The following is a 24,384-nucleotide window of genomic DNA, read 5'->3' as shown; positions in this document are numbered from 1 at the left end:
CTCAAGGGGCTGTTGCGTACGGCAGCTCTTCCAGATATACGCCGCTGAATACCTCGGCGGCGGGTCCCGTCATATAGACATGGTTGTCGCTCTCCCGCCATTCAATCTCCAGATCGCCGCCCAAGAGGTGGACGGTCACCTTCCGCTCCGTCTTCCCGCTCAGGATGGCGGCCACGGCAGCCGCGCAGGCTCCCGTCCCGCAAGCCAGGGTGACGCCGGAACCGCGCTCCCAGACACGGAACAAGATCTCCCGCCGGTTCAGCACCTGGATAAACTCCACATTGGCCCTCTCCGGGAACCATTCGTGCCATTCGATCAGCGGGCCAAAGTGCAGAACGTCCTCATCCTTCACCTCGTCCAGCATGAGAACCGCGTGGGGATTCCCCATCGACACCGCTGTCAGCGCAAACGTTCGGCCGTCCACGGTAATCGGTTCACCCACCACCCTGCTTCGCGGCTCGCCGGTCATCGGGATGGCTTCCCGGTCGAAACGGGGTTCTCCCATATCGATGGTCACACGGTTTACCTTACCGTCATCCCCCAGCTCCACCACCGGCGTCACGATGCCGCCCAGCGTCTCCACGGTAAAGCTTGTCTGATCGGTCAAGCCGTGATCGTACACGTATTTGCTGACACAGCGCAGGCCGTTTCCGCAGTTTTTGGCTTCGCTGCCATCATTGTTGAATACGCGCATGCGAAAGTTGGCCACCTCGGAACGCATGATCAGGATCAAGCCATCGCTGCCGATGCCGAAGTGCGGTCTGCTTACCCGTCTGGCCAGCTCTGGCAGATCGACCCCTTCCAGCGATTGGGCAAAGCAGTCAACATACACGTAATCGTTTCCCAGTCCATGCATTTTGGTAAATTTCATCGCGCGCCTCTTCCTTTTGCGAGATTGGTACCCTGCCACCATCTTAGCACAGAATCGCGCCGTTGGATCAACCATGCTATAATCGGGACATCTCATTTTTTGACGAAAAGGATGAGCGACATGCCAGAGCAATCTTGCATCCAATACGCACTGGGCACAACCAATCAGGCCAAACGGGCCGCCGTCCTCCTTGCCACCGGGCAGGAACCGATCTGCCTGGCCGTGCCGTCCGGCGTCTCCGCGCAGCCGTTGTCGGAAGCGGAAACCATTCAGGGCGCGATCAATCGCGCGAAACGGGTGCTTGCCGCCGTTCCCGAGGCCCGGATCGGGCTGGGTCTGGAAGGCGGCTTGATGTTTGACGATATGTACACCGGCCAGTGGTATTTGATCTCCGTCTGCGCCGCCTGGGACGGGGAGCGGCTCTTTTTGGGAAAGGGATTGGCCTTCCCCATCCCGTATGCCGTGGGAGAGCGGATCAAGACGGAAGGGATCGAGCTGCGCACCATTATCGATGAGCTGGCCGGGACAACGGGCACCAATCATCGGGGCGGCGCCTATGCCTTGTTTACGAACGATCGCATCCGGCGCGCCAACGTGTTCAGCGAAGCGGTGATCGCCGCTCTGACGCCGTTTCATTCCAACCTGTATGCATAAAAACCACCCGGCGCCAGCCAACGCTTTGCCGAGTGGGGCCCTCGCTGGTGTCGGCGGGGGGCCTATCTACCAAGGAAAAAACCTCTCCACACCGGAGAGGTTTTCCGTCTTTTGTCTATCGGGCGACAAAATACGGATAGATCAAAATGGCTCCCAGTATCGCGACCGCGCCAACCACCATCGCCCACACGCCTGTTGTGCGGGCACCGCGGCGAAAGGCCAGATAGCCCAGCACAATGCCGATGGGCGCGAGCAAATACGGAAGCAGAAACAGGGAAAGAATGGACAAGCCGATACCCGTGAACCCCATTCCGCTGCCGGCGTTGCCTTTCCGGGCCGGTTCAGATACCGGCGAGCGCGGCTCCACCCGCGTATGCCAGTCTGGCGTGATCTCCGCAGCCGTTTCGACGTCATCGTCAATGATGGTCCGTCGGGCTGCCCGTTTGCGGCCGTCCGTTCCTCGCAGGGGAGGAACCACCGATTCGCCATCGAGGCGCCCGTCGCCTTGATATCTCTCTGTCTGCGTATGCGGGTCGTACGTGATCGTTTCCCCGGAGCGCCGGTACGTCAAGGGTTGAAAGACGTCCGTCGTCCGTGAGTCGGCGTCAAATTCCGTATCGGCTTCCCCGCCAAACGTCTTTACGGCACCATTGGTGGTTTGATCGGGTTGTACTTCCTTCTGCCCAGCATCCATCCGTTCTGACCGATCGTACGTCATGTTCGCTCAGTCCCCTTTTCGCAAGAAGGATTGTGTTGAAGGAAGTAGCCTTATTTTCTGTTTTCGGTGTACAATTTAAACTGGAGGCGAGAGGATGAGACCGAGAAAGGCACTAACAATTGGCATTGATATTGACGGGACCGTAACCGATCCCGGCAGTATCGTGCCGCTGATGAACGAGGCGTTTGGCAAGAATTTATCCTACGCCGATTGTACGGACTACAATCTGGCGAGCGTATACAACATCAGCGACGAACAATTCCTGTCATGGCTGGACGAATACGGCAGCCGCCTCTACCGGGAAGCGCCTGTCCATGGCAATGCGGACGAAATACTCCGCTGCTGGCATCGGGAGGGGCAGCATCGTTTGGTCTACATCAGCGCCCGGGAGGAGAAGCATCTGAACGTCACGCTGGAGTGGTTCAAGCGCAACCGGATCCCGTACCACGAAATCGATCTGATCGGCTCCCACGACAAGCTGCAGGCGGCCCAAAAATGGCGGGTGGACCTTTTTTTGGAGGACCGGCTGGAAAATGCCCTGCAGCTGTCGGCAGAACTGCAGATACCCGTTTTTCTGTTCGATACCCCCTATAACCAAGGCGCATTGCCGCCCCTTGTCCGTCGGATATATTCCTGGCAGGAAGTGCACGAGGCGATTCATGCCTTCCGATGAGGCGGAAAAAGACGTATCCTCCAGAGATACGTCTTTTTTCCGACCTATTTCTTCTTAGGTTTGAAGGTGTGGCAACAGGTATTGGAAGAGGTTGCGGCCGTATCCTGATGTTCGCTGTCATATGCGAATTCGTCAGCAAATTCTGTCCGGAAATTGGCCTTGGCGTGTTTGTCGATCTCCACCATGATCGTGTCGGCAACGCAGTCATTGCCTTCCGCCCAATACTCACAATTGGAGACGGAGCATTTCACAATCGGCATGTTGGATCACCCCCTAGGGCTATCCTTCACCAGATGGCTGTACGTTATACAGATGCTTACCAACTTTCCCCAGGGAATTACCTGTCATTCATCCCTCATCAACCGCAGGCGATCAAGGCCGGATTCCCCGGAGCTGCCGGAAAGCCACACCGCCTGCCAGCATGCATACGAGCGCTCCCAACAGCAGCAGCCGATTGACCCCGAGTTCCGGAATCAGCAGGCCGGACACAAAGGCACCGAACGGCATCCCTGTGCCGGTGATCGTACGGATCGAGGTGAAGACGCGCCCCAGAAGCTCTTCGGGCACCTGCCGCTGCAAATAGGTGCGGTACAGCACTCCGAACGGCGCAAACGCCAGACCGGCCAATGCCATGGAGAGGAGCGCGATATCCAGGCGGCTGCACAACCCCAGCGGCAGGGTGGCGATTCCCCAGAGCACGATAATCCCCGCCAAGGTATACCCTGTGGGAATCCGCCACTCCAGGAAGGAAAACAGCAGCGAACCGCACAGGGAGCCGACCGCCAGCGCCATCCATAGCATGCCCAGCGATACGGCTTCCCCCTGCAGCGCATCCCTGGCATAGAACGGCAGCGCCACTTCCACCGGGCCGTACGCCATATTGAACAAAAAAACGAAAAAGATCAGCCATAACAGGATCGGCCTGGCGAAGAGATAACGGTAGCCCGTCCGCAGATCGGACAGCAGGGCCTGAAAGAAGGCGGCAGTCTGCGGCACCGTCTCCTCCCTGCTCCCGTCCGGATTCCGGTCCGGTTGGGCAGCCGCTTTCGGAATAAAGAAAAAACAAGCCGCGCAGACAAAAAAACTGATGGCATCGAGGATCAACACCTGCGCTTCCCCGTACCAGGAGACGAGCAGACCTGCCAGGGCCGGCCCAAGCAGGTAGGCGATTTGCCATTGGCTTTCCATCAAGCTGTTGGCTTTCAGCAGCATCTCCTTGTCCGGCACAAGCCGCGGCAGCAACGCTTGCGATCCCGCATTGCTGAGGGGCGCCAGCATGCCGGCCAGGGCGATCAGCAGAAAAACAGGCCACAGCGGCCCGTTTCCCTGCAGCAGGGCCACCAAGCCCAGATAGATGGCTCCCCGCAGGAGATTATCCATGATGATCAGATTCCTGCGCTCGAAGCGGTCAAGCAGCACCCCGGCCACAAGCCCCGCCGCCACCTGCGACCAGAAGTAGGTGAGCACCACGCCCCCCATCGCCACGGAAGACCCCGTCTTCTTCATCACAAACCAGGTCAAGGCCAGCCACCCGAACTGATCCCCCAGTCCGGAGAGAAAAAGGCCCGTCCAATACCAGCGGAAGGCGGGCTGCTTCCAGATCTGCTGCATGGCAATCTGTCCTCCTTTTTCTCGCTTCAATTGGTACTATATGCTATTTTCTAAATTTATTCAATATTTATATTGATTAATTAGTTACTCCTGATACATTCAATTCTGAAAAATGTCATCCCACTCGGAGGTGATCGATGGGAGTCGAGGCCATCCTGATGTAGCCTTTTCGCTCTTACTAGGACATTTGGGCGGCTTTTCTGAGGTTATGAATCCAGATTCCGAGGCCTACCCAGGTTGTTGAGCCGGCAAGGCCCCGGTAACAGCTTCGACCGAGGCCGTACTTGCGTTTAAGCAAACTGATTTTTGCTTCACCTGCCGCGCGATAGCGTTGCAGATCCTGAAACCAGAGCTGCCGCTCGATCTCTGTTCGTTTCTTGCTCTTCTCGATGCGGAAGGCAACGTCAACGAGAACATGCCGGAGGCACGGGTAACATTGGAATTCGTCGAACATGACGGCAAGACTAAGTTGATCAGCCGTACGCAATACGCGATGGAAGAAGCGCTCAAGTCTGTGCTGGATATGGGCGTAATTCAGGGCATAACCGAAACCTGGGACCAACTGGCCGACTTTTTGGCGGAGCTCCAAAGCAAATGATATACGTCGGGAACAGAAAAAGCCGCTTTGGCGGCTTTTTCTGTTCAAGGACGCTTCTTAACGAAAAACACTGGAGCCGTTTTCGGCTGCAGGAGTGCTGCTTCCCGTTATCCATTTTGATGTTGCATTGCCGATAGTTCCCAAATAATGCTATAATTTCTTCGATTTTTGGAAAAAAGGAGGGATACAGTTGGCCGCTCATCCGTCCGTTTGGCGCAATGTCAACTTTGTGCGGCTGTGGTTCGGAACGGTGCTGTCCACCTTAGGGGATAATGCCTTTTACATCCTGCTTCCCTGGTACGTGATCGAGGTTACAGGTTCGGAAGGAGCGATTGGAGGCGCCCTGTTGGCCATGTCTCTCCCCCGATTGGTGTTTATGCTCGCCGGGGGCATCGCGGCAGACCGCTTTAACCGCAAAACCATCATGTCGCTCTCGTTGTTGGCGCGCGGCGCAGTTCTCCTGATTTTCAGTCTCATGCTCCGCGGTGCCGTCACGGGGCTGTCTCCCACTCTGTATCTGGTGGCGGTAGTATTTGGCTTGGTGGACGCCTTTTTCTGGCCGGTCCGCAGTTCGATCATGCCGTTCATCGTGGACAAACAAGCGCTTCCCAGAGCCAACAGCCTCATGGAATCCTCCCAGCAAATCAGCACGGTGCTGGGTTCGCTGGCGGCCTCCCTGCTGCTAGGGCTCTCTTCCTATCCACTCATATTCACCGTGATCGCCTCCCTCTTCTTCCTCAGCATGGTGGCAATCCTTCCGATGCGCTTGTCTCATAATCAGGCGCAAACGGCGGTTCCCTCTGTCGGCAGATCCTTTTTTCCGGAACTGGCAGACGGCATCCGTTATGTATGCCGCATACGCGTGCTGACATTGATGATGTGCACCGCCCTGTTCGTGAACATGATGTTTTCCGGTCCCATCAACATTGCGCTGCCTTCCCTGATCAAGCTGTTGGGGTGGAATGGCAGCGCCTTCGGTTATATGCTGGGAGCGCTCGGGTTTGGAGCCATCATCGGCAGCGCCATTACCGGCTATCTGAACGGCTTTCGCGGTTATTTGCCCCTGGTCGCCGTCTTCATCTGCTGCCTGGGAACGGCCGTTGCCATGATTGCCTTCATGACCGGGCTACCGTTTGGTCTTTTTGCGATGCTGCTGGCCGGCAGCGCGATCAGCATGGTCAATATCCCAATGAATACCTATATTCAAACCATTGTCGATCCCCGGAAGCTGGGACGGGTCTTCTCCCTCCTAACGCTGGTATCGCTGGGTTTCAATCCGGTCAGTTTTGCGGTAACTTCCTATCTGCTGGATCACCATCTCCTCTCCCAACGAGAGATATTTGGGTTGGGCGGGGTGACGATGGCGCTTCTCGGGTTAAGCCTGCTTCTTTTCCGTGATTTCCGCCGCCTGGAAGAACATCCGGAGTGGCAAAAAACCCTTAGGCAAACAAGAGATCAGGCGTCCGATCAACCCGTCCCCTCCTGAACGGCAGCGAAAGAAAAGCGGCGCCCTTTGCATGCACAGGCATGATCCCTTTGGCATCTACGTCAGCACCGCTTCCTTCCCGCTTTCTTTTTCCATGATGGACAGCGCCGCTGCTTTCGCGCTGGAGAGAGAAGCGTCTGCCAGCATGCCGTCATAGGTCAGCCAATCACCCGCCACATACAATCCGGGAATGTCAGCGACAGCCGATCCTTTGTTTCCCCATGGCAGCTTCCTGGCAGTGACGATTCCATGGGAAACGGTCATCGCAGGCAGGTATTGCTGTCCGATAACCTCCTTCTGCCAGCCAGGCTGGATGGCTGTAAGAAACGCTTCCAGTTCGGCTCTGTTTTTTACCGGCTCATGTTCACTTTCCGCATCAAGGTACTTCACCAGATGAATCACGGCATGTGCTGGATCACGGGTCAGCCTGGCGGCGCTGGAGTGGTTGGAATAGTAATACGGCCGATCCAGATCAAGCACAAACACACATGCGGGTTCAGGCAAGCGCTTCAACGCAAGATCGAGACAAGCGGCCTTGACCGGGACCAACGCATCCGCCAGTGCTGCGAGCTGTGTTCCGGCTGCATGTTTCACCAACCTGCAGGTACTCTTTGGATCAGCTGTGGAAATCACATGGCGGGTCGTGACCGCCTGTTGATTGGCAAAGGCCACCACCATGTCAGGATAAGTTCCGCTGATCTCCACCACACTGTGATTTACCCGTATGGTTACGCCGGCCTCTACAGCTTTGACTCTCAACTGGTCAATCAAGGATTGCCATCCGCCGTGCAGATACGTGACGCCACCCAACGATCGCCGAAATTGCCGGATAACTGCCCCGGCACTCGCGATATCCAATTGGCTGCAATACGTTGCCAGCCGACAGAGGGCGAGAAACACCTTTCTCACCTTTTCATTTTCAACATTTTCGCACGCCCAATCGGCCAGACTCAGATGGTTGCTTTCATCGGCTTTGAGGTTGGAGATCTGCATCATCAGACGGACAAACGCCTTTTTCTCTTTCCAGGAGAAAAACCTGGATGTCAGGAAAGCCAACGGCGAGCCCGGAAACACTTCAAGATTCCCCTCATGCATGAACTGCAGCCTGGTGCCTGCCGCTCCACCATCGATCACAACGCCCAGTTCTTCAAGAATCTTGCGCCCCGCTCCCTTGTTGTACAAAGCGTGCGCTCCTCGGTTAAAGAAACATCCGGCTTGTTCCTCCGTCGCCGCACGACCGCCCAATTGATTGGAGCGCTCGACCAGCAGCACGCTTTGGCCCGCCCGTGCAAGCCAAACGGCCGAAACCAATCCAGCCAAGCCTCCGCCAATGACAGTCACGTCCCATTTCATAAACACCACTCCCTCTCATCATGTTCAATCACATGACGATCAGGTACGCGCTTTTGTGACAGGGACAGGATGAAAAAACCAATCCCTGCCCAAGCATGGCAGGGATCGGCTCCTTCCTTCTCAGGATGATTTCAGTTTTTGCAATTCCGACTGGAACTTGTCATTCAGCACGCGGATGTAGGTGCCTTTCATCCCGAGCGAACGGGATTCCAGCACGCCGGCGCTGGCCAGTTTGCGCAGGGCGTTGACGATGACGGAGCGTGTGAGACCCGCCTGATCGGCCAGCTGGCTTGCCACCAGCAGCCCTTCCTTGGCATCCAGCTGCTCCATGATCTTTTCAATCGCAATCTGCTCGCTATAGGAGAGCGACGAGAGGGCGATCTTGGCAAATGTCTTGTCCCGCACCTCGTTCTCGATCTGATCCGTACGATGGCGGACGATCTTCATCCCGATCACGGTCGCCCCGATTTCGGCCAGGATCAGATCCTCCGTCTCAAAGTGTCCGTAGGCACGGAGCAGGATGAGTGTGCCGAGGCGGCTGCCGCCGGCATTGATCGGCACGATGGTGGTCACCATCTGCGGAAAGAGGTTGACCCACTCTTTCGGCACCATGCTGTACGGACTCATCACCCCTTCATTGGCCAGCGATTGCCCGACCTGCAGCAGCCGTTCATGATACCCTTCCGGCAGCAGGCTGGCAAAGCGCCCTTCCTCCTGCAGGGTAAATTCCTGGGAAAACCCGCTTCCCAACAGATTCCCGTCCGCCGTGATGATATACACGTTGGCGTTGATGACTTCGGAAAGCAGCTTGGCAAGATCCGGATAGGTTACACCGCTTCCCCCCATGGTTTTTTGCAGCATCACATTGATTTTTCTGGTTTTTTCCAGCAAATTCATGAAGAAATTTCCTCCCTCAAATATTTGTCTAGCCCCCAGTATTGTCAGAAAAATATGGCTTCATACCTGCGTGCCCATAAAAAAATCACCCACGCAATCAAAACGATTGCCGGGTGATGTGTGATTTAACGGTTGCGCATGGGGTCAGCGAATCGCGCGGCGGATCAACTCATCGATCCACCCGGCGATCTCTGCCGTCGGCCGGTTCAGATCGGCAGCGGCGAGCCGGAAGCGGGTGTATCGTTCATCCAGATCGAACGCTTCCTCCAGCGCCCCCAGAAAGCCGCGCGCCCGCTTGTCAACCTGCAGCAGCACTTCGCACTCGTCTTCGCGCAGATCAAAGATCACTTCCAGCTCCTCCAGGCGGCTGCGGTACTGCCCGGTCGGCCGGAATTCAAACTCCTGCACGAACGGATACGTGCGCCCCAGATGGCGGTTAAACTCGCAGTCCACTTTATAAAGCTGGAAGCCAAGCTCCTTTACCGCGTCCAGCGCTTTCGCCATCAACGGGTGCGGCAGCACCTCGATAAAGTCCGAATCGCCGGGATCAATGGCATTTTTAATGTCCGCCCCCGTGCGCAGATAGACCGGCTGGCGGCCCATGGTCAGGGGTGTTTCATACGGCAGACGGAACGCGAACGGAACCACCTTCTGTTCATTCGGCTGCAGGGTGAAGCGCTCGGTGAGCCGATGCTTTAAGAGGATGCATTCTTCCTTTACCTTGGCATCGTTCACTTCCCGCTCATAATGGGTGATCACATACATATAGATCTCATCGATCACCTGGCTGACGTCCCCTCCCGTCAGATGAACCTCCCCCCGCACGATCTCGCCGGGAATCAGGGAATCCTTGTCCAATCTGGCGTCCACCTGGGCCGAACCGATCCCGACGCTGGCGAGCAGTTTTTTGAACATGGACATGGTTGTGACAACCTCCTCTTTCTTGCGTACATCTGGATATACGCAAAAACGGCGCATGCGTTTCATCAAGTTCCGGTTTCGAGCGGTTTTACCTGCACCGTGACAAAGACATGCAGGATGCGGGAGATGTGGACGGTTTTCAGGCGCACCTCCACCATTTTGTCTTCCATCACATACTCGCGCCTGAGCAGCAATTCGTGCAGAATTTCATGCATCTCCGCCACCTGCTCCGTCCGCTTTCCTTTCAAGGGGGCCAAATCCTTTTCAATATAGTGGATCACCTGCGTTTCGATATACTCATAGCCGTGCGGCCGCGGTTCCATCACCGTCACGCGAATCTCCTCCACCACCGTTTCCTGCTTCTTGCGGGCCACCCGCTGCGATTGCTTCAGTTCCTCCACTTCTTCCCTTTTTTCTTCATAGAGCAGCTTCAGATTGCGATTCTGCAGGATCAGGTCTTCCATCCCGTGCCCCATATACAGCAGCGCGCCGCTTCCGCCAGCCACGATCCCGAGCAGGAAGATGGCGAGGTAACGCTCCCGCCGCCTCCGCTTCTCCGCCCCGCCGGTCATGGACGCACCTGCACCAGCCAATGAACCGACATGGAACCGGCATGGGCGCCCGCAAACGCCGCAAAAATCATGATTAGCTGCTTCGCCACCGGGGAGAAATTGCCGACGAACAGCTTCTCGATCTGCATAAAGGAATCAAACGTGCCTCCCAGCGCGCCGACAAGCCCCCAGATTTTCAATTGATCGGCCAGATCGGCCATATACAAGAGAGGCGGTTTCTCCGTCAACATTGCACCGATCCCACCCGTAACGGCTCCGCCGACAACGATGCCGTAGGCGACAAACAGCGTCAGGATAACCTGTGCCATCGCATTACACCCCTTGTGACCGTGTATGCTTATCCCTACGCTACTTGTCCGCAAAATATGATGTCGATGGTCGGCCCCAAAACGGCGGCACGCCTCAACCAAAGGGGAAAGGCCGCAGAAAAAGCGGCATGCCCGACGCCGCATGCCGCTCTCTCATTTCTTCCTTTCCCACCGCTTCAATTTGCGTTCGATCTTGGATGAGTTCAGCACCATCAGGTCCATAAACAGGTTCAGCATGTTGGGGTTCCGCAGCAGCTGACGGAACACCCGCGGATTTTCCCGCAGCCATCGCTCGTTGGCCTGAATCCACTGCTGAAAACCGGGATTCTCTTTATAATAACGGTTCAACTGCCGTATTGGCTTCATCGTTAATCGATCCCTTCGTCAAAGAAAATGGAGATGAGAAAGATAATCAGCAGAATCCAGATGACAAGCTCAAATCCGTCATTGTCTATGAATCTCCCCATCGTCTGACCCTCCTGTTCTCTGGATGTTGGAACCGCCATTCGCCTACATGCGATTACAGTTATAGGTATATGTCGAGGGCAGTTGTTGTGTTTGGACAGATGCCCGTAGGCTGAAGCAAAATCCGCGTTCGCCCAGGCAGGCGCATAACCTTGCCCCTTTTCCCCCAAAATAAGATGACCCGGCTACAGCCCGAAACATCACCACTGCAGAGGAGGGGAATCCATGCGTGAAGCGGCCTCGGCCCTGTTCAAGAACCGGATCTACCTGTATCTGCTTGCCGTCGTTTTTCTCATGCACCTCGCTTCCTATCTGGTGATTCCGATCTTTCCCATTTTCCTGCAGAATACCCGGCTGTTCTCCATCGGTCAGGTGGGCATCATCCTCGGGATGAGCAGCATCGCGTATCAGGGCGGAAGCCTCCTTGGCGGCGTGCTGGCCGACCGGTTGGGGAAACGAAACGTGCTGATCGCGGGAGCCTTGACCCAGGGCGTGGGGATGGTCGGATATGCCACCAGTTCCACATACGGCCTCTATCTGGTCTTTGCTGCCGTCAACGGGCTGGGGATCGGGCTGCTGGCGCCGACCCTCAAAGCGATGATCGCGGATGCCGTGGACGCGGATGTCCGGACCAAGGCATTCTCCTGGCGGGGCATCATCGCCCACAGCGGCATCATTATCGCGGGGCTTCTCGTCTCCTGGCTCGCCATCGCCCGCCAGCGGCTCTTTACTATCGCCGCCGCCTTTTTTCTCCTGCTTGCAACCGTCGCCCTGTTCGGCCTGCCGAACGACCGCTGCCGGGGAAGCGAGTGCCAATCGGTATCGCTTGTGGAATACAAGCAGCTGTTGTCCCACAGGAGCTTTCTCCTCTTCTCGGCCATCACCATGCTCATCTGGGCCCTGTATGCCCAGTTCGGGCTGGTCATGCCGCTGCGGGCGGGCCATGTTCTGGAGACGGACAAGCTCGTCGGCCTGATCTGGACCTTCAACTCGGTCAGCGTCGTGCTGCTGCAGGGACCCATCTCCCGTTTCGTCCTCGAGCGGATCAATCCGTATTTGTCGCTGGTGGCGGGGACCTTCCTGCTGGGCCTGGGACTTTTCTGTCTCGGCTGGGCCGACCGCTTCCTCACCTTGTGCGCCTCCTCCATCCTGTTTATTGTCGGCGAGATGCTGTTCATGCCTGTGCTGGACAGTTTGGTAGGGTATTTCGCCCGCGAAGAGCTGCTCGGCATCTATTTCGGCATCTCCAACTTCGTTTCCGGCATCGGTGCGGCCGTCGGCACCAGCATCGGCGGCAGCATGGTGGAGCGGTTGGGGGGAGTGGCGAGTCCCGCCCCCTGGTTCGTCTATGGGTTCGTCACCATCCTGTTTGCGTCCATGCTCGGCCTGTTTGCCATCTACGCGATGGCCCGTCATCGGCGCGGCAACCCCGCGTCACCATCCCCTTTGATACTGGCACGAAAGGAGAAAAGCAAATGAGTGATCAGCGTACAACCATGAATCCGCGCATACGGCATCCCCATCCCGGGAAAAACAGGCAGCCGGCCGCCGCGCAGGATGACCGGCCGGGATACGGCGATAAAAAGCTGGAAGGTCCCAATCGGCCTTCCACCTGATCGGACGGAAGGCTCCCTTCCTCCGCCATATTATGTCGAAATATTTCCTATTGCGAAAAAGTTATGGGAATAAAGGGGAGAGGAGTTGAACGATCAGGAAATTTCGCCTATTATGAAAACAAGCATTCATCAATAGCTGAAAGGACGTCGCGCCTTGCCACAAAAAACGACAAAATCCTTCACCTATACGCTGTTTCTGATTCTGCTACCCATCCTCTTCACAGGGATTATCTATATCGGCTATTCCCAAGCAAAGCAGCAGTACCGGGAAGCAGGCATCCGCGACCTGGACCGGCAGATGAACGCGGTGTTCCATCTGATCTCGATCTATCATCATGCGGTAAAAGCCGGACACCTCAACGCGGAAGAGGCGATGAACCGGATCAAGGAGCTTCTTTCCGGACCGATGAAGAGCAACGGCACCAGGGATCTCTCGGCGGTTGACCTGACGCTCGGCCCCGGCGATTATCTATTCATTCTCGATTCCAAAGGGAATCTGGTGATGCATCCGGAGCTGGAAGGGAAAAATCTATACCACTACCAAAACGCAGAAGGCCGGTATATCGTCCAGGAGATGATCAGCCAGCCGAATCAAACGCTTTTTTATGAATGGCAAAATCCGACGGACGCTCAACCGCGTCCGAAACTGTCGATCATCCGTTATTTCCCCGCCTGGGACTGGTATGTAGGCATTTCCACCTATGAAGAGAATTTTTACCGTCCTTTCAGCAAAATCAAGTATCTGCTGATCCTGCTCGTCCTGGGCAGCTATATCATCACCGGCATTCTCTACTGGGTAGCGCTCCGGAAAGAACGGGACCTCCGCTACAAGGAGCATGTCAGCCAACAGCTGGCGCAAACCAACCAGAGTATCTTGAAAACGCTTGCCGTGGCGCTGGAAGAACGCGATGCCTACACATCGGGCCATTCCCAGCGGGTCGCCTACTATATGCGCGTCATCGCCCAAAAGATGGGCTTCTCCGAGGAGATGCTGGATACCATCTATACAGGCGGACTCCTCCACGACATCGGCAAAATCGGGATCGGTGACAGCATCCTGATGAAACCCGGCAAGCTGACGCCGGACGAATACGAAGGCATCAAGAGCCATCCGGTGCGCGGCGAAGCGCTGCTGAAGAAGCTGTACGCCCAGACCGACCGACATGACCGCGACAAGGTGAACGCCATCCTGACCATCACGCGCTCCCACCATGAGCGCTTCGATGGCCGCGGTTACCCGGACCGGCTGGCTGGGGAAGAGATTCCGCTCATCGCCCGCATCGCGGCTGTAGCCGACTCCTTTGACGCCATGACGTCCAATCGGGCCTACCGGCGGGGACTCTCCTTTTCCAAAGCCTGCCTGGAGATTCAGACCCATGCCGGGACCCAGTTCTGCCCGCAGGTGGTGGAAGCCTTCATGCAGAGCGTGACGGAAGAAACCTTTTTCCATGCCCATCAAATCACCCGTGTGGATGACCTGCTGCTGGAGCGGATCGACGAAAGGTCGGTGGAGCCGCTCCAGCAGGCGGCCACCCACCGCGTCTAAGCGTAAGAAAACCGCCCCTCACCCGGCAGCCTTGCTGTCTGGTTGAGGGGCATTGATTCTTATATCGGGGGGCTGACGGCCTCGATCTTGTAGGGCACCTGCCGTTCCGTCAGCGCCGCATAAAAGCGTTCTTCGTCCCCGATGGGAAGCTGCAGCAGCAGATAGCGGTTAAAGTAAAACACGATTCGCTCCCGCTCCCCGGCCAGCAGCCGATAATGGGAGAGCTCGGAGACGTCTTTCATCTGATAGAAGTAATCGTAGCGCTCCGGGGTCAGCTCCGCGCGAAACTGCCGGCTGACGACCACATCGCCGCTCCTGTTTTCCTGCAGATTCTCCCTTGCAGCTCCGAGGAAGCGCAGCAGCTCGCCGGCGCGTTTCCCCAGTTTGTCTGCCAGCATCTTGTCGTTGTATTCCACTTCCAGATGGGTGAGCTGCTCCCTCACGGACTCCAGCATCGCCATCAGGATTTTCCGCACCACCAGATTGGTCGGGGCAAACTGATGATCATAGAAGTTGTATTCGTAGAAAGCCTCCCCGTCCTTCTCATGCCGGTAAAAGACGATGCGCTGCATCCGGTCCCCCTCCTTTCATCGCGCCATGATGGCTGCCAGGGCGGAGCGGTCCAACCGCTTGACGGCCGCAATCAGCAGGCGTTTGGCCGCTTCATAGTCATCGCGATGAATGATGGCCGCATGGCTGTGGATATACCGGGCGGGGATGCCGATAACCGCCGCCGGAACCCCTTTGCCGTGCAAATGCGCCTGCCCCGCATCCGTTCCTCCTCTGGCTACAAAAAACTGGTAGGGAATGTTCTCCTTCTCGCACAGATCGATCAGAAAATCGCGCAGCCCCGGCATCATGATCAGCGTGGGGTCGAAAATGCGCATCAGCAGGCCGCCTCCCAAGCGTCCAAACGTCTCTTTGGACCCCGGCACATCGCCCGCCGGACTGGTATCCAGCGCGAAGAACAGATCGGGATCGATCAGATGGGCGGACGTTTTGGCCCCCCGCGCTCCCACCTCTTCCAGCACGGTGGCGCCGGCGTATACCACATTGGGATGGTCGGGATGCTCGTTCAGCTCTTTCAGCAATTCGACCGCCAGCGCGCAGCCGTAGCGATTGTCCCACGCTTTGGCCATCAGCTTTTTCCCATTGGCCATCACCGTAAACGGAGAGACGGGCACGATCGGCTGGCCGGGGCGAACGCCCAGCTTTTCCGCCTCCTCCCTGGAATCGGCGCCGATGTCGATATACATGTTCTTGATGTCCATCGGCTTGTTCCGCTGTTCCTCGCTGAGGGAGTGGGGCGGAATGGAGCCGATCACGCCCTCGATCGGCCCTGCGTCGGTCATCACCTGAACGCGCTGGGCCAGCAGCACCTGCCCCCACCAGCCGCCGAGGGTCTGGAAGGAGAGGAAGCCTTTGTCGGAGATGCGGGTCACCATGAAGCCGACTTCGTCCATATGGCCTGCCACCATGATCCGGGGCCCCTGCTCGTTCCCCCGCTTCACGCCAAAAATGCTGCCCAGCCGGTCATGCACGATCTCATCGGTATACCGGGTGATATACTCCCGCATGATCTGCCGCACCGGCCCTTCAAAGCCGGGCGCTCCGGGCGCTTCCGTCAGCTTTTTCCACAGCTCCAGTTGAAAGGTATCGGACATGCTGCTTCCTCCTTGGATGTACGCTTCACGCTGCCACAAATTCTTTTCTATTATCGTTCAGGGCGCAGGCCGTTTGCAACCGTTTCCCTTGACAGACGGCGGCGCAATCCACAGAATAGTAGCTATATTCGTACCTTTTCCGGTGAGGTGACCCGCCCGCATGAGCATCACTTTTCGCAAATTGACGGAGAAACATGAACTGCACGACCTGGAACGCCTCGAAGCGGCGGTATGGAGCAAAGATTCGGTGATCCCCCTGCACATGACGCTGACGGTGAGCAAATTCGGGGGACTGTTTCTCGGCGCGTTTGACGGCGACGAGATGATCGGCTTTCTCTACAGCTTTCCCGGCTTTACCGACGGAAAGCCCCATCTCTGCTCCCATATGCTCGGATTCCTGCCGGCTTACCGCAAACGCGGGTTGGGTGTGCAGATGAAATGGCTGCAGCGGGAAGAGGCCCTGCGCATGGGGCATACCCGCATCACCTGGACCTACGATCCGTTGGAAACGGTTAATGCGACGCTCAATATCGCCAAGCTGGGGGGAATTGTCAGGCAGTATCTGCCCAACTGCTACGGGGAATTGAACGATGACATGAACAAAGGGCTGCCGACCGACCGCTTCCTGGTGGAATGGCTGCTGACCAGCCGGCGGGTGGCGGAGCGGCACGCAAATCAACAGCGGCGCCAAATCCCCACGGACGGCATTCCCCGGGTACTCACCTGCAAGATCGGCCCTGACGGCCATCCGCGACCGGCTGCCCATCGCCTGAATGCCGGGGAAGAGATGCTGCTGCTTCCCGTCCCCGCCCACTTCCAGCATTTGAAAAAGGCCGACATGGGGGCCGCTGCCGCATGGCGCACCGTCACCCGCGAGCTTTTCCTCCATTATTTTGCCTGCGGCTATGCGGTGGTGGACGTGATGCGAAGCGATGCGGAACCGCTTGTATGCTACCTCTTGCAAAAAGGAGCTGACCTGTCATGAAGATCGCACGCGTTGTCCTGCGCCATGTCGGCATGAAGCTGAAGGCGCCGTTCAAGACAAGCTTTGGCACGACGACCGAGAAGGAATTCCTGCTGGTGGAAGCATACGACGAGGACGGGGTCGTCGGCTACGGCGAGTCCACGGCGATGACCGACCCTTACTACAACGAAGAAACCTTGAAAAGCAACCACCATCTGCTGCGCGATTACCTGATACCGCTGGTGCTGAACAATACGTTCGCGCATCCGGACGAGTGCGTGGAGCTGTTTGCCCCCATTCGGCGCAACATGATGGCCAAGGCGGCGATGGAGGGGGCCATCTGGGACCTGTACGCCAAACGGGAGGGTCTCTCCCTTGCCCGGGCGCTGGGCGGCGTCAAGGAACGGATCCCGGTGGGGGTCAGCATCGGCATCCAGCCGGATATCACCGGCATGCTGCAGCAGGTGGAGCGCTTCCTCGCCGAAGGGTACCAGCGGATAAAAGTGAAGATCATGCCCGGCTTCGATGTTGACGTGATCGCTGCGATCCGCCGGGAGTTTGGCGACATTCCGCTGATGGCGGACGCCAATTCGGCCTATACCCTGAAGGATGCGGAGCACCTGAAGAAGCTGGATGCGTTTCACCTGATGATGATCGAGCAGCCGCTTGCCCACGACGATATCGTGGATCATGCAACGCTGCAGCGCCAGCTGGAAACCCCGCTCTGCCTGGACGAGAGCATCCATACGGTGGAAGATGCCCGCAAGGCCCTCGATCTGGGAAGCTGCCGGATCATCAACATCAAGGTGGGACGCGTGGGCGGCCTGAGCCTGTCCAAGCAAATCCAGGAGCTGTGCGCCTCCCGGAATGTGCCGGTCTGGTGCGGCGGCATGCTGGAATCGGGCATCGGCCGCGCCCACAATATCGCGATCACCACCCTGCCCGGCTTTGTGCTGCCCGGCGATACATCCGGTTCCAACCGGTACTGGCACGCCGACATCATCGAACCGGAAGTAACGGTGGAAAACGGGTTCATTCAAGTACCGGAGTCCCCCGGCATCGGGTATCGCGTCGACCGGCGGCGGCTCGATGCGTGTACGCTGGCAAGCGAGACGTATCGGTGAGCGTTCGCTGCATGGCATCGCGCTCCATTTTCCGCTATGATAGATGGGATGATCTTACTGGCAAAGGACGGAACTCAGATGGAACAGAGACAGTTTGATGTCATCGTCATCGGCGGCGGCCCGGCCGGCTTGATGGCCGCCATCGCCGCATCCGCCCAGGGGGCCCGCGTCTGCCTGGTGGAAAAAGGAGGAAAATTGGGGCGCAAGCTGATCATCTCGGGCGGCGGCCGCTGCAATGTGACCAATGCCAAGGAGCTGAACGAGCTGATCAAGGAGATGCCCGGCAACGGCCGCTTCCTGTACAGCGCCTTGACGCAGTTCAGCAACCGGGATATCATCGACTTTTTTACCGGCCTCGGCGTCGCCCTGAAGGAAGAGGATCGCGGACGGATGTTTCCCGTCACGGATAAGGCGATCACCGTCGCCAACGCCCTGATTGGCAGGTTGAAGGAGCAGGGAGTCGAGATACGGCTGAACAGTCCGGTGGAGCGCGTGCTGTACGGGGAAGGCGGCTGCCGGGGCGTCCGGTTGAAGAGCGGCGAAGAGCTGTCGGCCCCCTGTGTGGTGATCGCGGTCGGCGGCTGTTCCGTCCCGCAGACGGGCTCCACCGGCGACGGCTATCAATGGGCCAGAGAGGCCGGCCACACGATCACCGATCTCTACCCGACGGAGGTGCCGCTTACCGCAAGCGACCCCTTCATCCGCGACAAATCCCTCATGGGCCTCTCCCTGCGCGAGGTTGCGCTGACGCTCCACGCTCCCGACGGCAAAAAAATCAGCACGCAGGAAGGCGACATGATTTTTACCCATTTCGGCATTTCCGGTCCGGCCGCCCTGCGCATGGGACATTATGTCTCGGTGGCGCAGCGCAAATACGGCAAACAGCCGCTGCGCCTGACGATTGACCTCATGCCGCTGCGGCCGGTGGACGAGATTTTCCGGGAGAGCTGGGACCTGTTGGCGTCCCAACCGAAGAAGACGGTGAAAAACGTGCTGAAGGGCTTCTTTCCGGAACGGCTGATCCCGCTGCTGCTGACCATGGCCGGAATAGCCGAGGAGACAACGGCGAGCCACGTCCCCAAACAGAAATGGCAGTCGCTTGCTGCCTTCTCCAAGGCATTCCCCCTCACCATTACCGGCACGCTCTCGCTGGAGGAAGCGTTCATCACAGGGGGCGGGGTACATGTCAAAGAGATCGATCCCCGCACCATGCAGTCCAAACGGATGCCCGGCCTCTTTTTTGCCGGTGAAGTGATGGACGTGCATGCGCACACGGGCGGGTACAACATCACCATCGCCTTCTCCACCGGTCATGTCGCCGGGCTTCACGGCGCGCAGGCGGCGTTGTCCCGGTCGGCAGCGGACAGCTGAACATTTTTTTCGAAAAAGAGGTTTGATCTTTTCGGAAACGGGTAGCATTTAGGTAGGTGCTCTTTTTTCAAAGAGTGTATCAGGACCCTACTCCCCCATATAGTAGGTTGCTGATTCTCACACCTCTACTCCCTTTATCACCTTTATCCCTTGGAGCGCTGTGCTGGCGGCGCTCCCTTTTTTCTATGACAACACCCGGCGAAGGAGTGCGCTCGCCGGGTGCATTTTTTCCCTTATGTGGTGCCGATCCGATAGAGAAGCGCCAGCGCGGCCATAACAAAGGCGAAGCCAAGCAGAAAAAACGTGTTGGCCCGCTGCCTGATCCGCCGCTCGTCCCCCTTCAGGTGTGCGCGCAGGCGGCTTTGCCAGCGGCGTGTACGCGGCTGCCACATCACGATCAATCCGACCGCCAGCAGAAAAAGCGGAAGCCCCAGTTTCATCGCAATCTACCCCTTCTTCTTGCGGCGCAGCATCCAACGGCCATCCGGTTCCTCCCGCTCCCCCTCCACGAGGAGACGGGCTTCCTCCGCCATCTGGTACGCCTCCTGGAAGGCAAGCTGCCGAAACGCCTGCTCCGCCTTTTGCAGCAGTTCATTCACCTGCCGGTTTTGCCGGCGGTAGCGATTGGTGTATTGGATCGCGCCCTCGGCCTTCTGGCAGCTTTCAATCACTTTCTCGGCCATTTTTTCCGTTTCATGGACAAATTCATGGGCTTCCTGCAGCAGGGCGGCCACCTCATCCATTTCATACCGATATTGTTCCAGGGCCGCTTTGATCTGGCCCAACAGCTGCACGGAACGATCGAACAGATATTTCAATTGATCGGGGATGCCGGGCAGGTAGCTTCTTTTGATTTGCTGCCGGACTCGCATGAGAATGCCGGAGATACGCTCCAGCTCATTCAGCACGTCGTCTTCCGTCTCCACCACCAGCTGGCGGGGGGGCTGCTCGTGTTCCACCGCGGCGGCCGGCTGCTTGGGAATCACCAATTCGTACTCGACTTCCTCTTCCTCGCGAGGCTCCGCGTCTTCGGGGTGAGCCGCCTTCGCCGTGATCCCCAGCTCCTCCCGTTCCTCCACGGAAAGCGCCGACCGATCCGCCCCCTCCTTGGGCTTCCCCGGCGCATCCATGGCCGCTGCCGCTTCTCCCGCAATAGCGGCCTCCGCCATAGCCAGCCGCGATTCCTCCTGCACGTCGAACGGTTCCACCCTCTGCTCCTGCTCCGGTTCCTCCGCCGGTTCCGGTTCGTACGGATGCTCCGGCAGCTCGTCCGGCTCGCCTTCCTCGTCAGCCATCGCCGCCTGCACCGGCTGCATCGGAAGACCCTCCTTCTCCTGAACCGGCTGCTTCGCCTGCGCCGCCAATTCCCGCTGCTGCATGACGGATTGCTCGATGCTCTGGAACATGGCATCCATCTGAACCCGGAATGCTTTCACATGGGTTCTCACCAGCTCCAGGCTGCCTTCCTCCAGCGCGTTGCGGGCGGCGGTCAGCAGCTGTTTGGCCTGCAGCATGGCGGTGTCGAGCTGGTCCTGGCTCAACTCGTAGCCGCCGTCAATCACCGCTGCGATGCCCTCTTCCATCTCTTTCAGCTCTTCCGGCAGCTCCATTTGCACCGTTTTGACCAAACCGGGGATTTGTTCCAGATCACTGAGCATCCCGTTCAGAATTGCTTGGGCCTTCAGCGTGGTCTCGTGCGCCTTCACATCGTCGCCCATCGCCAGCGCCTCTTTGACGGTCCCGCGCATGGCCTCTACGTCATCCAGCTTCACCTTCAGCTCATGAAAGGGCAGCCCGTATTCCAGCCGGGCGTGGCTGAGCTTCCGTTCCGCGGTCTCCACCAGTTTGCCGATCTCCGGCAGCACCGCCTTGTTCTCCTTCTTGGTCTGCACCACTTTGGCCACATCGGCCTTCAGTTCGGCCATCTCCTGCTCGATCTCGGTCAGCAGCTCGCGGGCTTCGTCAAGCAGCCCCAGCGCCATCTGGAAACGGAACCGGTCGCATGCTTCCTCTGCTTCCAGAATGATCATCTCCACATCCGGCACGCGCATGCGCATGATGTTTTCCTTGCGGTTGGCCAGTTCGACGTACCGTTCTTCCGTCGTGCCGGACGAGCGGCGCAGCGATTTGTCCACTTCAATCATCTGCAGTTTTTCGACCAGCTCGTCTTTCCAGTCCTCCACGTCATCCACCTGCGCGAACACGTGGCGCCGGCGGAAATAGGAATAGAGGAGCGCCGCAAGCAGGGCAGCGAACAGGAGGCCCATCAGATACAGCCACCACGGCAGGGAGAGCCAGAGCGATTTCTCCGCGGTTTCTGCCGGCTGCGGCGCTTTGGCCGGGTCAGCTGCCGCCGTGCTGCCGGCGGGGCCGTTCTTTTTGCCCATCCGGGAAAGCTCGGCGTTTACTTCCGAGATGAACAGTTCGATCCCTTTTATGTATTCCTTTTGATTGCGAAACGGTTCGTAATAGGAGGTGATTTTTTCATGGAGCATCTCCAGGTTGGCGCCTTTCTGCTGCAGCGCCGGGCCCGGGTAAACCCCCAATTGCTGCGTATCGATGTCCAGGACGATCATCAGGGTATCGTCGCTCAAATTGTAATTGTCATACAGCTTCTGCGCGTATTCGTCCGCTGTCTGCGCTTCGGGCTGGGTGCTCTCCACCACCACCAGTTTGTACGCATTGGGAAATTCCTTCACAAACTGGGCGAAATGTTCGTGGTCATCAGCAGGCAGATATCCGTCCTTGTCCTGGACAACCTCGTCTGTTTTCTCCGGGAACGGGACAGCCCCTGCCGGCGTGCTGAAGCAGAGCAGGCTTGCCATGCAGAGAAGCATGAATTTCTTCTTCACGATTGGACAACCCCTTTGGATTCTTACTTTCGGGTATGGGAGGACAACAGCAGGGACCGGAGCAATTCCGATACGGATGCCACCAACCATTCGCAGAATTCGTCCGAAGCCGGTTCGAGGTAAAACACTTCACGGACGAACTGCGGGTTGAGGTAGGGGTATATCAGCATGCTGGACATGGCCAGCAGCACATGTTCCACAGGAATTTTTGCAAATTCTCCCGCATTCATTCCCTCTTCCAGAATGATGGCGAATTCATGTTTCCACCGATTAATATACAGCGTCATCACTTCACGGGCGAGCATGGATTCCACGCTCAGCTCCCGTTGGATCAACCGGGAGATCGCCGCGTGATCCCGCTGGAAAAAAACATAAAGCCGAACCACCGCAAGCAGCTTGTCGAATGCGCACAGCTGCCGCTCCTTCAGCGCGTCGTCGGCCAGCAGGCGAAAGAACGTTTCAAAGTAATGGGAGATCAAAACCTCCAGAACTCCCTGTTTCCCCTGGAAATAATAGGAAATCAGCGCGACATTCACCTTGGCTTCCTCGGCAATCTGACGGACGGTTGTGCCGTTGTAGCCCTGTGCGTCGAACAGCTTCGCCGCCGCTTCCAGGATACGCTTCCTGGTTGGATGCGAGGATTTGTTGTTCGGTTCCCGATCTCTTTCTCCCACTCATGTTCACTCCCCACGTTACACCAGGTGAAGCGGAAGGAGAGCAGACGCACCAGGCTCTCTTGAATCCCTTGCCGATGCCGGCTGGCAAATTTCGGCTGGCATTTTCTAATTATAGTACAGACCATCCGCCAAGAAAAAGCGTTCTCTGCGGTAAATTCGACAATGTTTTCCAGATTTCCTGCCAACCGCAGCCACCGATCATGAAAGTATGAAAACGGGAGGCGGGAAGAAAACGTCCAGGGGCTGCCGCATGCGAAACGGCCGGAACAGTTCGACTATTTCGGCATGATGTGCGGGGGCTGACGGGATTGCTGCTTACGAGCCGGTCGTATTTCGGATACCGCTCCCCCAACCACCCCGACAGCAGCCATGGCTGGTGCCGGGTGGTTCTGCTGCGCTGCGTATAAGGGGGGCGGGGCCCCCGTCGACACAGCTTGTTGAGGGGTCCCCGAAAAGGATTCGGCATAAGCTTCGAAAGCAAACGTCACTGTTTGAGGTTAAGCACAGCTAAGTCGGCGGGGTGTTTTTACGGATGCGGCAGCGGTTTCTCCCTCCCGTAATCCTGCAGGAACGTCTCCACCCTGGAGTATTCATGAACCCGTTGGTCATCCAGATCGTATTCCGACCGGATGTTCATCACCAGGCTTGTCGGCAGCATCCGGTGCCGGTCGTAGTAGACCGTATACTCGGCATCAACCTCCATATGGTCGATGATCTCATCGATCTGCTTCCTGGTTTGCGCCGCCTGGATGCGGGCTCCCCTTACCATGTCCGCCCACTCTCCGTCAGAGAGCTGCATCGCCAGCTTCAGCCTGGGTGCATGCGTCGACTGGACCTGGCCGCCCACCTGGGACTTCATTTGGCGGGCGAGCCAGGATTTCAGTTTGTTCGAATCCAGGGTTACCCGGAACGCTTCCAGATTGTCCGACGGATTGGTATCCTGCAGCGGAATGATACGGGATTTCATTTCATCCATCTGCTGAAAGCTGATATCGGGATGCCAGTTGGCCAATTCCTGCTCCAGCGCGCGATCCCGCTTGTCTACCGGCTGCCAGGCTTCCTTGTCATCGAATCTGGCATACAGCTGCCGGCTCTTCGAGAGCAGCGACATGGAGTCGACCCGTTTCTGGTCGGGAAACGACAATTTCACATTCAGAAAGGTATCATTGCCGTTTTTTTGGCCGGAGAAGCTGACCACATTGCCGTTTGCCGTTTCCCCGGCCAACAGTTTGGTTGAACCGTAAAAAGCGTAACTCTGCTGGGCGAGAAAATTGTCGCGCACCTTGGCATACTGGGCCGCAGCCGTTTGCGCGGTTTGCGTCGTTTGCGCCGTCTGCCCCCGGGTGCAGCCGACTGCCGCCGTACACAGGATCGCCAGACATGAACCGATCAGGGCGCTGTACATCCGTTTCATCACGATTCCCTCCTCTTCCCCGTTAGGGT

26 protein-coding genes and 1 pseudogene are annotated in these 24,384 nt (G+C 57.6%); 10 read left to right on the top strand and 17 right to left on the bottom strand.

The features are described from left to right. Position 1 precedes the first annotated feature (1 nt). Positions 2-871, bottom strand: coding sequence for a diaminopimelate epimerase (gene dapF / locus G3578_RS19330; protein ID WP_165215118.1), 870 nt, complete (start codon positions 869-871; stop codon positions 2-4). 120 nt (positions 872-991) lie between these two features. Here dapF and G3578_RS19325 point away from each other — a divergent pair, with 120 nt between their 5' ends. Beyond that, a complete protein-coding gene (locus tag G3578_RS19325) occupies positions 992-1,525 on the top strand; it encodes a DUF84 family protein (RefSeq protein ID WP_165215115.1) in 534 nt (177 codons plus the stop codon). 115 nt (positions 1,526-1,640) lie between these two features. Here G3578_RS19325 and G3578_RS19320 read toward each other — a convergent pair whose 3' ends face one another. After that, positions 1,641-2,243, bottom strand: a complete 603-nt coding sequence (locus G3578_RS19320; RefSeq protein WP_165215113.1) for a DUF456 domain-containing protein — start codon at positions 2,241-2,243, stop codon at positions 1,641-1,643. A gap of 94 nt (positions 2,244-2,337) precedes the next feature. Here G3578_RS19320 and G3578_RS19315 point away from each other — a divergent pair, with 94 nt between their 5' ends. Further along, positions 2,338-2,916, top strand: coding sequence for a 5' nucleotidase, NT5C type (locus G3578_RS19315; RefSeq protein WP_165215110.1), 579 nt, complete (start codon positions 2,338-2,340; stop codon positions 2,914-2,916). A gap of 44 nt (positions 2,917-2,960) precedes the next feature. Here G3578_RS19315 and G3578_RS19310 read toward each other — a convergent pair whose 3' ends face one another. From G3578_RS19310 to G3578_RS19300, 3 genes and pseudogenes are all read right to left on the bottom strand, one after another. Continuing rightward, positions 2,961-3,176 carry a DUF1540 domain-containing protein gene (locus G3578_RS19310; protein WP_165215108.1) on the bottom strand — a complete coding sequence of 72 codons (216 nt, stop codon included), beginning with the start codon at positions 3,174-3,176 and terminating at the stop codon, positions 2,961-2,963. Positions 3,177-3,288: 112 nt separating this feature from the next. Then, positions 3,289-4,527, bottom strand: a complete 1,239-nt coding sequence (locus G3578_RS19305; RefSeq protein WP_165215105.1) for an MFS transporter — start codon at positions 4,525-4,527, stop codon at positions 3,289-3,291. A gap of 178 nt (positions 4,528-4,705) precedes the next feature. Beyond that, positions 4,706-4,915, bottom strand: a pseudogene (locus G3578_RS19300) (transposase); the annotation flags it as partial. 27 nt (positions 4,916-4,942) lie between these two features. Between G3578_RS19300 and G3578_RS19295 the strand changes: the two are divergent. Together G3578_RS19295 and G3578_RS19290 are read left to right on the top strand one after the other, a co-directional pair. Then, positions 4,943-5,125: an SRPBCC domain-containing protein gene (locus tag G3578_RS19295; protein WP_165215103.1), complete on the top strand. Its 183-nt coding sequence runs from the start codon at positions 4,943-4,945 to the stop codon at positions 5,123-5,125. A gap of 190 nt (positions 5,126-5,315) precedes the next feature. Further along, positions 5,316-6,611, top strand: coding sequence for an MFS transporter (locus tag G3578_RS19290; protein WP_165215100.1), 1,296 nt, complete (start codon positions 5,316-5,318; stop codon positions 6,609-6,611). Positions 6,612-6,668: 57 nt separating this feature from the next. Here the strand turns inward: G3578_RS19290 and G3578_RS19285 are convergent, their stop codons facing one another. From G3578_RS19285 to G3578_RS19260, 6 genes are all read right to left on the bottom strand, one after another. Beyond that, on the bottom strand, positions 6,669-7,964 hold the full coding sequence (locus G3578_RS19285; RefSeq protein ID WP_165215098.1) for a phytoene desaturase family protein: 1,296 nt from the start codon (positions 7,962-7,964) through the stop codon (positions 6,669-6,671). Positions 7,965-8,084: 120 nt separating this feature from the next. Beyond that, a complete protein-coding gene (gene codY / locus G3578_RS19280; protein WP_165215095.1) occupies positions 8,085-8,861 on the bottom strand; it encodes a GTP-sensing pleiotropic transcriptional regulator CodY in 777 nt (258 codons plus the stop codon). Positions 8,862-9,005: 144 nt separating this feature from the next. Beyond that, complete coding sequence (locus tag G3578_RS19275) at positions 9,006-9,782, bottom strand: sporulation protein (protein ID WP_165215092.1); 777 nt, start codon at positions 9,780-9,782, stop codon at positions 9,006-9,008. 65 nt (positions 9,783-9,847) lie between these two features. Then, on the bottom strand, positions 9,848-10,354 hold the full coding sequence (locus G3578_RS19270; RefSeq protein WP_165215090.1) for a sporulation membrane protein YtrI: 507 nt from the start codon (positions 10,352-10,354) through the stop codon (positions 9,848-9,850). Beyond that, entirely contained in the window at positions 10,351-10,662 is a 312-nt protein-coding gene (locus tag G3578_RS19265; RefSeq protein ID WP_165215087.1) for a YtrH family sporulation protein, read from the bottom strand. Before G3578_RS19265 ends, G3578_RS19270 begins: the two co-directional genes overlap by 4 nt. A gap of 153 nt (positions 10,663-10,815) precedes the next feature. Continuing rightward, complete coding sequence (locus G3578_RS19260) at positions 10,816-11,028, bottom strand: hypothetical protein (protein ID WP_165215085.1); 213 nt, start codon at positions 11,026-11,028, stop codon at positions 10,816-10,818. Positions 11,029-11,352: 324 nt separating this feature from the next. On the opposite strand from G3578_RS19260, the gene G3578_RS19250 reads away from it, so the two are divergent. The 3 genes from G3578_RS19250 to G3578_RS19240 all read left to right on the top strand — a co-directional run bounded on the left by G3578_RS19250 (position 11,353) and on the right by G3578_RS19240 (position 14,289). Further along, entirely contained in the window at positions 11,353-12,606 is a 1,254-nt protein-coding gene (locus tag G3578_RS19250; RefSeq protein WP_165215082.1) for an MFS transporter, read from the top strand. Beyond that, entirely contained in the window at positions 12,603-12,743 is a 141-nt protein-coding gene (locus G3578_RS19245) for a hypothetical protein (protein ID WP_165214956.1), read from the top strand. The genes G3578_RS19250 and G3578_RS19245 overlap by 4 nt, the downstream gene beginning before the upstream one ends. Before the next feature lie 154 nt (positions 12,744-12,897). After that, on the top strand, positions 12,898-14,289 hold the full coding sequence (locus tag G3578_RS19240) for an HD domain-containing phosphohydrolase (RefSeq protein ID WP_165215080.1): 1,392 nt from the start codon (positions 12,898-12,900) through the stop codon (positions 14,287-14,289). Between the two features lie 59 nt (positions 14,290-14,348). Here the strand turns inward: G3578_RS19240 and G3578_RS19235 are convergent, their stop codons facing one another. Continuing rightward, on the bottom strand, positions 14,349-14,861 hold the full coding sequence (locus G3578_RS19235) for a hypothetical protein (RefSeq protein WP_165215077.1): 513 nt from the start codon (positions 14,859-14,861) through the stop codon (positions 14,349-14,351). Positions 14,862-14,876: 15 nt separating this feature from the next. After that, complete coding sequence (locus tag G3578_RS19230) at positions 14,877-15,953, bottom strand: M42 family metallopeptidase (protein WP_165215075.1); 1,077 nt, start codon at positions 15,951-15,953, stop codon at positions 14,877-14,879. A 160-nt stretch (positions 15,954-16,113) separates the two neighbouring features. Between G3578_RS19230 and G3578_RS19225 the strand changes: the two genes are divergently transcribed. The 3 genes from G3578_RS19225 (at position 16,114) to G3578_RS19215 (ending at position 19,412) form a co-directional block, all read left to right on the top strand. Beyond that, on the top strand, positions 16,114-16,938 hold the full coding sequence (locus tag G3578_RS19225) for a GNAT family N-acetyltransferase (protein ID WP_165215072.1): 825 nt from the start codon (positions 16,114-16,116) through the stop codon (positions 16,936-16,938). After that, positions 16,935-18,041 (top strand): o-succinylbenzoate synthase, encoded by a 1,107-nt coding sequence (gene menC / locus G3578_RS19220; protein ID WP_165215070.1) that lies wholly within the window; start codon positions 16,935-16,937, stop codon positions 18,039-18,041. Before G3578_RS19225 ends, menC begins: the two co-directional genes overlap by 4 nt. 78 nt (positions 18,042-18,119) lie before the next feature. After that, positions 18,120-19,412 carry a BaiN/RdsA family NAD(P)/FAD-dependent oxidoreductase gene (locus tag G3578_RS19215; RefSeq protein WP_165215067.1) on the top strand — a complete coding sequence of 431 codons (1,293 nt, stop codon included), beginning with the start codon at positions 18,120-18,122 and terminating at the stop codon, positions 19,410-19,412. A 233-nt stretch (positions 19,413-19,645) separates the two neighbouring features. Here the strand turns inward: G3578_RS19215 and G3578_RS19210 are convergent, their stop codons facing one another. From G3578_RS19210 to G3578_RS19195, 4 genes are all read right to left on the bottom strand, one after another. Then, positions 19,646-19,852 carry a hypothetical protein gene (locus G3578_RS19210; protein ID WP_165215066.1) on the bottom strand — a complete coding sequence of 69 codons (207 nt, stop codon included), beginning with the start codon at positions 19,850-19,852 and terminating at the stop codon, positions 19,646-19,648. 6 nt (positions 19,853-19,858) lie between these two features. Continuing rightward, positions 19,859-22,264: a septation ring formation regulator EzrA gene (locus G3578_RS19205; RefSeq protein ID WP_165215064.1), complete on the bottom strand. Its 2,406-nt coding sequence runs from the start codon at positions 22,262-22,264 to the stop codon at positions 19,859-19,861. A gap of 23 nt (positions 22,265-22,287) precedes the next feature. After that, on the bottom strand, positions 22,288-22,938 hold the full coding sequence (gene refZ, locus G3578_RS19200; protein ID WP_165215061.1) for a forespore capture DNA-binding protein RefZ: 651 nt from the start codon (positions 22,936-22,938) through the stop codon (positions 22,288-22,290). Positions 22,939-23,467: 529 nt separating this feature from the next. Continuing rightward, positions 23,468-24,355 carry a hypothetical protein gene (locus G3578_RS19195; RefSeq protein WP_165215059.1) on the bottom strand — a complete coding sequence of 296 codons (888 nt, stop codon included), beginning with the start codon at positions 24,353-24,355 and terminating at the stop codon, positions 23,468-23,470. Positions 24,356-24,384: the final 29 nt, after the last annotated feature.

It is taken from the genome of Brevibacillus sp. SYP-B805 (assembly GCF_011059135.1).
GTDB lineage: Bacteria > Bacillota > Bacilli > Brevibacillales > Brevibacillaceae > Brevibacillus_F.
Note: the sequence above shows the minus strand (reverse complement) of the source record. Positions and strands in the feature narration are given on the sequence as shown.

What these genes read in the sequence shown, in the direction of transcription:
- G3578_RS19210 (WP_165215066.1), bottom strand. Translation starts at nt 19,852, where the DNA reads ATGAAACTGGGGCTTCCGCTTTTTCTGCTGGCGGTCGGATTGATCGTG.
- G3578_RS19325 (WP_165215115.1), top strand. Translation starts at nt 992, where the DNA reads ATGCCAGAGCAATCTTGCATCCAATACGCACTGGGCACAACCAATCAG.
- G3578_RS19275 (WP_165215092.1), bottom strand. Translation starts at nt 9,782, where the DNA reads ATGTCCATGTTCAAAAAACTGCTCGCCAGCGTCGGGATCGGTTCGGCC.
- G3578_RS19235 (WP_165215077.1), bottom strand. Translation starts at nt 14,861, where the DNA reads ATGCAGCGCATCGTCTTTTACCGGCATGAGAAGGACGGGGAGGCTTTC.
- G3578_RS19225 (WP_165215072.1), top strand. Translation starts at nt 16,114, where the DNA reads ATGAGCATCACTTTTCGCAAATTGACGGAGAAACATGAACTGCACGAC.
- G3578_RS19270 (WP_165215090.1), bottom strand. Translation starts at nt 10,354, where the DNA reads ATGACCGGCGGGGCGGAGAAGCGGAGGCGGCGGGAGCGTTACCTCGCC.
- G3578_RS19315 (WP_165215110.1), top strand. Translation starts at nt 2,338, where the DNA reads ATGAGACCGAGAAAGGCACTAACAATTGGCATTGATATTGACGGGACC.
- G3578_RS19285 (WP_165215098.1), bottom strand. Translation starts at nt 7,964, where the DNA reads ATGAAATGGGACGTGACTGTCATTGGCGGAGGCTTGGCTGGATTGGTT.
- G3578_RS19215 (WP_165215067.1), top strand. Translation starts at nt 18,120, where the DNA reads ATGGAACAGAGACAGTTTGATGTCATCGTCATCGGCGGCGGCCCGGCC.
- G3578_RS19310 (WP_165215108.1), bottom strand. Translation starts at nt 3,176, where the DNA reads ATGCCGATTGTGAAATGCTCCGTCTCCAATTGTGAGTATTGGGCGGAA.
- G3578_RS19295 (WP_165215103.1), top strand. Translation starts at nt 4,943, where the DNA reads ATGCCGGAGGCACGGGTAACATTGGAATTCGTCGAACATGACGGCAAG.
- G3578_RS19230 (WP_165215075.1), bottom strand. Translation starts at nt 15,953, where the DNA reads ATGTCCGATACCTTTCAACTGGAGCTGTGGAAAAAGCTGACGGAAGCG.
- G3578_RS19195 (WP_165215059.1), bottom strand. Translation starts at nt 24,355, where the DNA reads ATGAAACGGATGTACAGCGCCCTGATCGGTTCATGTCTGGCGATCCTG.
- G3578_RS19245 (WP_165214956.1), top strand. Translation starts at nt 12,603, where the DNA reads ATGAGTGATCAGCGTACAACCATGAATCCGCGCATACGGCATCCCCAT.
- dapF (WP_165215118.1), bottom strand. Translation starts at nt 871, where the DNA reads ATGAAATTTACCAAAATGCATGGACTGGGAAACGATTACGTGTATGTT.
- G3578_RS19250 (WP_165215082.1), top strand. Translation starts at nt 11,353, where the DNA reads ATGCGTGAAGCGGCCTCGGCCCTGTTCAAGAACCGGATCTACCTGTAT.
- menC (WP_165215070.1), top strand. Translation starts at nt 16,935, where the DNA reads ATGAAGATCGCACGCGTTGTCCTGCGCCATGTCGGCATGAAGCTGAAG.
- G3578_RS19260 (WP_165215085.1), bottom strand. Translation starts at nt 11,028, where the DNA reads ATGAAGCCAATACGGCAGTTGAACCGTTATTATAAAGAGAATCCCGGT.
- G3578_RS19320 (WP_165215113.1), bottom strand. Translation starts at nt 2,243, where the DNA reads ATGACGTACGATCGGTCAGAACGGATGGATGCTGGGCAGAAGGAAGTA.
- G3578_RS19265 (WP_165215087.1), bottom strand. Translation starts at nt 10,662, where the DNA reads ATGGCACAGGTTATCCTGACGCTGTTTGTCGCCTACGGCATCGTTGTC.
- codY (WP_165215095.1), bottom strand. Translation starts at nt 8,861, where the DNA reads ATGAATTTGCTGGAAAAAACCAGAAAAATCAATGTGATGCTGCAAAAA.
- G3578_RS19305 (WP_165215105.1), bottom strand. Translation starts at nt 4,527, where the DNA reads ATGCAGCAGATCTGGAAGCAGCCCGCCTTCCGCTGGTATTGGACGGGC.